Consider the following 7,625-nt stretch of genomic DNA (forward strand, 5'->3'; position numbering starts at 1 on the left):
TCCATCTTCGCCCATTGGGCGTCAGTCAGCACAAATCGTTCCATCCAAAGCTTGAATCACAAACAAGCCAAATGTGGAATCCTGAATCTCAACAGGCCTTAGAACGCGCGGCCAACAGGAGCGGATGCAAGTCGGCGTCCGGTCGCGCTCCACCGAATCTGCGTATGACCAGCCAAAACTTGGCGGGTCATACGCTGGAAGAGCGACATGCCGCGGACCAATCGGCCCGCGACCTCTGTGGTTCACAACATGGGAGGAGAAGACATGGCGGAAAAACTGCATCCGAAGATCGACAACGGGCTGCCCAAGGAAAGCGCGAGCTTTGCCGGCGGCACGCTGGTCTGCGCCTGCACCAACAAGCCGGTGAAGGTGAAGGTCAAGGGCCAGATTGCCCACAACCACGCCTGCGGCTGCACAAAATGCTGGAAGCCCGACGGTGCGGTGTTCTCGGTCGTTGCCGTGGCCGGCACGGACGATGTCACCGTCACCGAGAATGGCGACAAGCTGAAGGTCGTCGACCCCAGCGCGCTGATCCAGCGCCATGCATGCACCGGCTGCGGCGTCCATATGCATGGACCGGTCGAGCGCGACCATCCGTTCAAAGGCCTGACCTTTGTTCATCCCGAGCGCTTCGTCGAGGAAGGCTGGTCGCCTCCGGGCTTCACTGCCTTCGTCTCGTCGATCATCGAATCCGGCGTCGACCCGAAGCGGATGGACGGCATCCGCGCCCAGTTGAAGACACTAGGGCTCGAGCCCTATGACTGCCTCAACCCTGGGCTGATGGATTACATCGCCACCTGGACGGCGAAGAAGTCCGGCGCCTTGGCTCAATAAGACAGTAAAGAAAACCGGTCTGACCTCCGGCCAGGCCGGTTTCGTTTGTGGATATAGGGGAATCATTATCTACTACAGCCTTACTTATATCCAAGGCGACTGGCGCTTACAATTAATTCTATGCAAAAGCCGATCGGTTTACTTAGTGAGGGAAAGGCCATGAAATCGACCTCAATCGAACCTGCAATTTTGCGCAATCCCTCGGCCCCGTTTAGCCAGGCCATATTCACGCCGTCCGGCGCAGCTTGGCTACATATCTCCGGACAGATTTGCGCGGAGGGCTCGTGTGAGGCCCAGGCGCGCACAATTTGGACCCAAATCGCGCTTCTGCAGCCGGAATGGAGATCGGCAACCTCGTCAAGATCAATCAATACATAGTCTCAGCCTCAGACATTCCGGCCTACGTTAAAGTCCGAAACCAATTTCTTGACGGCCATCGCCCCGCGAACACGCTTCTTCTGGTACCTGCGCTAGCGGGGCCGGAATTGCTGGTCGAGGTTGAGGCCATCGCTGCTAAATTCTAGGCCATCGAATAGCTGCTTTCACGACGGACTACGCAGCCACCCCTCCGCCGAACGTTACCGGCTCGTTGCACATGGGCCATGCGCTGAACAACACCCTGTAGGACATCATGGTGCGGTTCGAGCGCATGCGCGGCAGAGGATGTCCTGGGCATGGATCACGCCAGCATCGCCACGTACCTCTGCATTACGAGACTAGCATCATTCTAACGGCTGCCTCGTTGACATTCGGCAAATTGCCTGTAAACAGAACAGTGTTCGTATAATATGATGTGGGTTTGAGAGCGATTGACGGCGATCCAGTAGCAGCAAGCCGGCAAGACCGCATCATCGATAGGATTGTTGTTTGGCTTGGCGGGCATGCGCTTGAATGGCCGGATACCAGGGAATTCAATCTTTGCCAGGCGGCGGACGCGAATGAGAGGGGAGTTGTAAGTGACAGAAGCAGACCGAGCGTTGGAAGCAACGAAACCTAAATCCGTCAAGCGACCAGTGAGGGTGGTACTCGACACCGACGCTTTCAATGAGGTCGATGACCAGTTTGCTATCGTGCAGGCTATCCTTTCACCGAGCCAAATGACTGTAGAGGCCATTTATGCAGCGCCGTTCTACAGCGAGAAGGGCACCTACCCTACAAGCGAGAGGAGCAGCAGCCCCGAAGATGGTATGATCAAGAGCTACGACGAGATACTAAAGATCGTTGACTTGCTTGGCAATTTCGAGCCTGGCCGAGTGTTCCGCGGGGTGACGGACTATGCGCGCGACGAGCCGAGACCAAGGTCGGCCGCTGCGGTGGACGACCTCATTACTCGGGCGCGTACCGCATCTAGCGCTGACCCGATCTATGTCGTAGCGATTGGCGCTATCAGCAACATCGCCGTCGCCCTCAGGCTGGCGCCCGACATTATTGACCGCGTCGTGGTCGTCTGGCTCGGGGGCAACGCCATGTACTGGGCGGACACCGCGGTGGACAATTTGGGTCAAGACCCTGGTGCAGCGCGGACGATCTTCGACTGCGGTGTTCGGGTCGTTCACGTGCCTTGCTTTCCAGTCACCTCGCATCTGCTAGCTTCCGTTCCGGAAATTGAGCGATATGTGGAGCCCCATGGCGCCATAGGAAAATTCCTGTCGGAAAGGTTCAAGAACTTCGAGGGGTGCACCTTTGCCGACCACGCGGGGTGGACCAAAGCACTCTGGGACATGGGGGCCGTCGCCTACGTCATCAACGATCAATGGATCAAGAGCAGCATGGGGCCGTCACCCGGGATTTCACCGGAGGGGCGATGGATCGTGGGCGACAATCACCGGCACCAGATCACCAACATCGAGTGGATCGATCGCAACGCGATGATGCGTGACTTTTACACGAAGCTTTCGGCTTTTGCCGGGGGGGGGGACGCATGAGTGTCCAAGAGGGGCGGTTTTCCGTTAACTACTGATCGACGCGTCAGCAAGAAGGATGCGGACGCATTCGCGCAAAAGGTCGCCGGTAGAGCAGACAGAGAAGTGCCGCGCGAGGTCGTTCCTGCGGGCTACGTTCACGGCTTCATTCTCGGTAAGGTATCTAGCGTTGAGCAGAGCGGCTGTGGTCGTGGCTTCGAGGCCTAGATATCGTATAGCAATGACGCATAGGCGGGGACTTTGTGCAGTTCCTACATTGTTTTTGGCAATGCTCGATGTATCGCGGCCCCAAGGTGGAACGGGTAACGTTCAATTCCTATGTTCGCGGCCTCTATGCAAGCCGCGCTGGGGAACGCCCGGGCTCCGCGAGTTAGTCGGCGTTGCATACGGACCGTTCCTCATGTCGGCAATCAAGCCGGTTGGGCTCGACGTGGAGGCGCTTGCTACGCTTTCCCATGACTTCGCAATGGGGGGAATGGATTTCGTCAAAGATGATCACGGACTGGCCGATCAACTCAGCGCCCCGTTCTCGGACCGCCTGACGGCCTGCGTTGCAGCAATCGAGACGGCAAACTAGAAAACTGGGCGCAACAGTCGGTTCGTCCCAAATATCAGCAGCGATGGCGATAGCACATTGTCTGCATATACACGCGTTGAGACCTGCGGCCGCTGATGTCAGCTGACCATGGCCACGGCCTTCCATTGCGCCATGGCCTGCAGACGGTGAATATGTGTAGCCAGAGCGGAGCATTTTGAGCGGGGCGGGACGAAGAGATTGCGCAGAGCCGAGAAGATCGAAACGAAGTGTTGCAGTGCTCCTGATGATCGGAAGCCTTGCAATCATCCGCTCCCGTTTTCGCAGCGGCACATGTGCATTCTCCGCCCGGTTGTTCAATCCCTTGTGCGACCGATGCTCGACGCTCGGCATCACCTGTCACCTGGCTGCTCCATAGGAGCGCAGATCATGCGCTTCGGCGCGTATGAATCGAAGAAATAATCTGCTTGACATCATTTTGGTTGTTGACGTTCTATTAATAAAATAATCGCGAGAAGGCGAATAAAGGTTATGCATGCGCAAATATATTGCGCAGCGAAAAAGGCTACTTATTTGCGCGGCGGTGGCGGCGATCAAGGCGAGCAGTGGGCTAAGGCGAAGAACGTTGATTGGATTAGCAGGCGAAGGAACACGCAATGAAAAGTGAAGTTACCGAGGATCAGGTCCGAGAATACCAGGAACGAGGGTTCGTGCACATCCCAGGCCTTTTGTCGCCGGCCGAGGTGGCCGAACTCAAAGCCGCCGTCCTCGAGGCAGTTGAGATGATGGCTGGCCGCAAGATAGCCCCAGGCGGTATTGATTTGCTCGACGGCGATGACCGCTACTACGACAAGGTCTTTACCCAGCGGATCAACGTCTCGAAACTTAATCAGACGATCCACCGCTACATCCGCGGCCCCGAGATCGGCAACATGGCCAGCGCCCTTGCCCGTCAGCCCGCGATGCGCATCTATCTCGACCAGGCGTTGATCAAGGAGCCCTACGGCAACCCGACCGCGTGGCACTTGGACAATCCCTACTGGTCATTCCAGTCGAGCGACGCGATTTCGATCTGGATCGCGCTTGAGGATGCGACGCCCCTCAACGGCTGCCTGTCGTTCGTGCCGGGCAGTCACAGGCTCGCCGGCTACGACAACATCGGCATCGGGAAAGACCTTGCGGGACTCTTCAAGATCTACCCCGGGATGGCAGAGACGGACCCTGTCGCGGTGCCAATGCCCGCGGGCGATTGCAGCTTTCACAACGGCCTTACGGCGCATGGCGCTGGGGCCAACATGACCCGCCGCCGCCGAATCGCGATGACGGCGGCCTTCATGCCCGATGGCTGCACCTTTAACGGGCGCCAGGACATTCTGCCCACGGCTTACTTCGAAAGCCTGAACGTCGGCGACAGGCTCTGCGACGACACGATCAACCCGATCGTCGGGAGAGCGTAGCTGGTCGGTCGCAGCCTGAGTACCTTGAGCAGGCTTCGATGGGACCCTACCGGACGATGCTGGAGCTTCTCCGATAATCACCCACGAAAGCTGCAGTAACATCAATAAGTTGACTATGCCCTCCGGATACACTCAAATTCTGGATTTCATTCTGTTCTCGTGGTCAGAACCGCCGTGATGGACGGCAACGCCGAGGCCCAAGATGCCGGTGTCATTTTTCCATGTCTGCGACTATGTCTGATGATAGAAGCTTCCATGTAATTGAGGCCGTTGATGCGTTCAAACAACGCATCATTGCCGAAACGCTGATGCCCGGCGCGAATGTCTCGGCCATCGCCAGGCGCGAGGGAATTGCGCCCCCGCAGCTGTTCACCTGGCGGCGCAAGGCGATCGAGAACGGCAAGGTGACGCCGGGCGATAGCCCGAGCCCCGCACTTCGTCGAGGTGGAAACGACAAGCTCATCGATGATCGAGATCCTGATTGACGGCGTTGTTGTGCGCGCCGGTGCTGATGTGTCGGAAGCCCATCCGCGTCGGGTGATCCGTACGGTTCGCTCGGCATGATCCCGAGCGGCGCCCAGGTTCTTCTCGCAAGCCACCCGGTCGACTTGCGTAATTGGACTAACCCGCTCCGCGCTCGCGGAGCGGCAAGGAGTTTTGCGCCGACGGGCGGTCTTGATGGCGTCGGCCGTAGCGCCGGTAATGCGTGCAAAGGAGATCCGAATGCGAGCGAGCATGGGTGGCTGTGGTTTTGTTGCAACGGCTGAATAGGGGCGCTGGGAGGCCTGAAACGAGGCCAATCAGGCGGCAAGAATGGCGAACTGTTCGGCTAGAGAGGGGTTCGGATTGAAGGCGTAACTCGCCTGTCGTTTGCGCATCATTTGTCGCCCAGGCAGCCGGCTGACCGTCGCCTGATCTCCCGAGCGAAATGCCGTCCGAATTTCTCCGCCCAGCTTCGAATGGGCTGATGCGTGACGATGATGCCGCGGGCCGCCAGCATGTCCTCAACCATGCGCAGGCCGAGCGGAAAGCGAAAGCGGAGTGATACCGCGTGCGCATTGATCTCGGCGGGAAAGCGGTGCGGCGATAGAGCGGATCACGAGCAACCTCTGACAGGGCCCATGCAAGCACTCTTCAGCCGTCGGTTAACTTTACGGTGCCTGAACATCGTAACCCTCCGAAAATGATCGAGGGTTCCTCGTCACGCCGCCAGTAATCAAAATCGTTGCAACACATCCTTTACAGCGCCCACGGGCCATGATGCGAAACGCAAGGTTGCTCCTCATTCTGCACCAACACCAGCGCCCATCTGAATCCGAAATTTGTAGACCGGCCGTCCGTCTTCAACAAGGGCAATAGCCCATCATGCGTCAGCTTGATGGCGTAAATTCGCATAGTGACGCCATATCGTTAATTCGATTGATTCAAAGATTGAAGCTTCGACCAATACCTCATGATCACTTTTAGCGAGCAGAAGCTGCGTGATTAGCGCTCAATACTTTTCAAACCCGACCATTTTCATGGCCCAGCGGCTGACACCGCCTTTGTCGTTGCGATGGATGAACATCTTTCGGATCGATGTCTCGAGATTTCTGCGCTCGATCGGGGACAGGAAGGCAATGTCGAGCTGGCGCGTGTGCTTGAACCTCTCGACTACCGCAGCGGTCGGGTTACAGGACGGCAATCTTGCGGCAGTTAGGTGCTCGACGTGCAGATCCTCGATGATGTAAAAGCCGCCTGGCTGAACGATAGGAAAAAGCTTTGCTAGGGCAAGCTGCTGATGGTAAGCGGCGTGCGAGGCATCGTCGATGATGATCCTTACGGGCGGTAGTGAGCCCGCAAGGCGTTCCAGGGCTGCCGGATCGCCCATGTCCAGCCGCTCGAAACCAAAGCGGTCTATCTTGAAGGCACTGAAATCTGAAATGTCGCAGCCGATGATGTTAGCTTTGGGAAAGAACTCTAACCACATCTTGATCGACGGCATGTCTTCGACCTTGCGAATGGGCAGTTCTTCGGGATCGGCACAGCCGCGCTGCAGTCCAATCTCGACCATCGTGAAAGGTTCGCTCCGGAATTCCTCGAACAGAAACGAGTAAAAGCTGGTGTAGCCATGGGCGTGGTAAACCTCATCGCCCTTGTCAGTTCCGAGCGCATTGGCCAGTTTCGTCAAATTTGGAACGCTCATCGTAAAATCACCTTTTTGCACCAGCGCTACACGGAACGAATATCGCCGGCTAGCACTGTCGTTACGAAGATTCGACGGAGCGAGCCATAACGCTGGCCCCTTGACCAGGCGACGCGTTCAAGACGCGTGCCAGGCGCCCAGTGCTGATTTGTCTCGGCTATCCCGTCTGGCACGTGTCGCGTGCCGGACAGAATGTCGTAACTCCGACATCGGATCGCAGGCGTTCCATCTGGATGTTAAGCCTGCAGCCGATCTGGCGCCTTGACGATAGGCCATGTCGAGGAGGAACGGTTGAGGCAAATGATCATCCGCGGCGGCTCGATCGAAAGCGCGGTCGCCGACGTGACCGTCGCTCCCGTGCGGGTCTCGCCCTCCCCTGCCGTTATGATGCTGACGCCGCCGCCCAGCGTGCGCAAGGCGCGTTTCAGCCGCTCGGCGTCGGCAGAATGGTTGGCGAGAATCGCTGGTGCCCGCCGTTACATTGCGTGTTTCGGTAAACCCCGGACAGCCTTGGAGTGATGATGTGGACGCCTCCACCATCGGCGTCAGCAAGCGTGATATGCTTTGCTGGTGCCTCACTGGAAAGGGCGATGTCACGTTGTTCGCTTAATCCCCGACAAGGCGTTTGCCGATGAACTTACGCAGTTGCGCCGGTCACGACTTTCCAATGCGCTATTGCGCGGATCCGATGA

The 7,625-nt window shown here is 57.6% G+C and carries 7 protein-coding genes and 5 pseudogenes; 7 read left to right on the plus strand and 5 right to left on the minus strand.

Features of this window, described 5'->3' with window-relative positions:
* Positions 1–264: 264 nt before the first annotated feature.
* From gfa to NKH23_RS34775, 5 genes and pseudogenes are all read left to right on the plus strand, one after another.
* A complete protein-coding gene (gene gfa, locus NKH23_RS33945; RefSeq protein WP_353036709.1) occupies positions 265–834 on the plus strand; it encodes an S-(hydroxymethyl)glutathione synthase in 570 nt (189 codons plus the stop codon).
* A 338-nt stretch (positions 835–1,172) separates the two neighbouring features.
* Positions 1,173–1,358 (plus strand): RidA family protein, encoded by a 186-nt coding sequence (locus NKH23_RS33950; RefSeq protein WP_353036711.1) that lies wholly within the window; start codon positions 1,173–1,175, stop codon positions 1,356–1,358.
* A 41-nt stretch (positions 1,359–1,399) separates the two neighbouring features.
* A pseudogene (locus NKH23_RS33955) lies at positions 1,400–1,550 on the plus strand (class I tRNA ligase family protein); the annotation flags it as partial.
* A gap of 240 nt (positions 1,551–1,790) precedes the next feature.
* Entirely contained in the window at positions 1,791–2,759 is a 969-nt protein-coding gene (locus NKH23_RS33960) for a nucleoside hydrolase (RefSeq protein WP_353036713.1), read from the plus strand.
* Positions 2,760–3,156: 397 nt separating this feature from the next.
* On the plus strand, positions 3,157–3,333 hold the full coding sequence (locus tag NKH23_RS34775; protein ID WP_502912406.1) for a RuBisCO large subunit C-terminal-like domain-containing protein: 177 nt from the start codon (positions 3,157–3,159) through the stop codon (positions 3,331–3,333).
* Between the two features lie 98 nt (positions 3,334–3,431).
* On the opposite strand, the pseudogene NKH23_RS33970 reads toward NKH23_RS34775, so the two are convergent.
* Positions 3,432–3,717, minus strand: a pseudogene (locus NKH23_RS33970) (DDE-type integrase/transposase/recombinase); the annotation flags it as partial.
* 230 nt (positions 3,718–3,947) lie between these two features.
* On the opposite strand from NKH23_RS33970, the gene NKH23_RS33975 reads away from it, so the two are divergent.
* Together NKH23_RS33975 and NKH23_RS33980 are read left to right on the plus strand one after the other, a co-directional pair.
* Entirely contained in the window at positions 3,948–4,748 is an 801-nt protein-coding gene (locus tag NKH23_RS33975; RefSeq protein WP_353036717.1) for a phytanoyl-CoA dioxygenase family protein, read from the plus strand.
* Positions 4,749–4,981: 233 nt separating this feature from the next.
* Entirely contained in the window at positions 4,982–5,233 is a 252-nt protein-coding gene (locus NKH23_RS33980; protein ID WP_353036719.1) for a transposase, read from the plus strand.
* Between the two features lie 315 nt (positions 5,234–5,548).
* Here the strand turns inward: NKH23_RS33980 and NKH23_RS33985 are convergent.
* The 4 genes and pseudogenes from NKH23_RS33985 to NKH23_RS34000 all read right to left on the minus strand — a co-directional run.
* Positions 5,549–5,629 (minus strand): annotated as a pseudogene (locus tag NKH23_RS33985) (IS6 family transposase); the annotation flags it as partial.
* Between the two features lie 20 nt (positions 5,630–5,649).
* Positions 5,650–5,864: pseudogene (locus NKH23_RS33990) on the minus strand (IS6 family transposase); the annotation flags it as partial.
* A gap of 376 nt (positions 5,865–6,240) precedes the next feature.
* Complete coding sequence (locus NKH23_RS33995) at positions 6,241–6,933, minus strand: hypothetical protein (protein WP_353036721.1); 693 nt, start codon at positions 6,931–6,933, stop codon at positions 6,241–6,243.
* A 260-nt stretch (positions 6,934–7,193) separates the two neighbouring features.
* A pseudogene (locus tag NKH23_RS34000) lies at positions 7,194–7,394 on the minus strand (flavin reductase family protein); the annotation flags it as partial.
* Between the last annotated feature and the right edge of the window lie 231 nt (positions 7,395–7,625).

The sequence above is a fragment of the Mesorhizobium sp. M1328 genome (genome assembly GCF_040318075.1).
In the GTDB taxonomy this organism is placed as follows: Bacteria; Pseudomonadota; Alphaproteobacteria; order Rhizobiales; family Rhizobiaceae; genus Mesorhizobium.

Excerpts from the sequence above, each read along its gene's own strand:
- gfa (WP_353036709.1), top strand. The coding sequence starts at position 265 with ATGGCGGAAAAACTGCATCCGAAGATCGACAACGGGCTGCCCAAGGAA.
- NKH23_RS33950 (WP_353036711.1), top strand. The coding sequence starts at position 1,173 with ATGGAGATCGGCAACCTCGTCAAGATCAATCAATACATAGTCTCAGCC.
- NKH23_RS34775 (WP_502912406.1), top strand. The coding sequence starts at position 3,157 with ATGTCGGCAATCAAGCCGGTTGGGCTCGACGTGGAGGCGCTTGCTACG.
- NKH23_RS33975 (WP_353036717.1), top strand. The coding sequence starts at position 3,948 with ATGAAAAGTGAAGTTACCGAGGATCAGGTCCGAGAATACCAGGAACGA.
- NKH23_RS33980 (WP_353036719.1), top strand. The coding sequence starts at position 4,982 with ATGTCTGATGATAGAAGCTTCCATGTAATTGAGGCCGTTGATGCGTTC.
- NKH23_RS33995 (WP_353036721.1), bottom strand. The coding sequence starts at position 6,933 with ATGAGCGTTCCAAATTTGACGAAACTGGCCAATGCGCTCGGAACTGAC.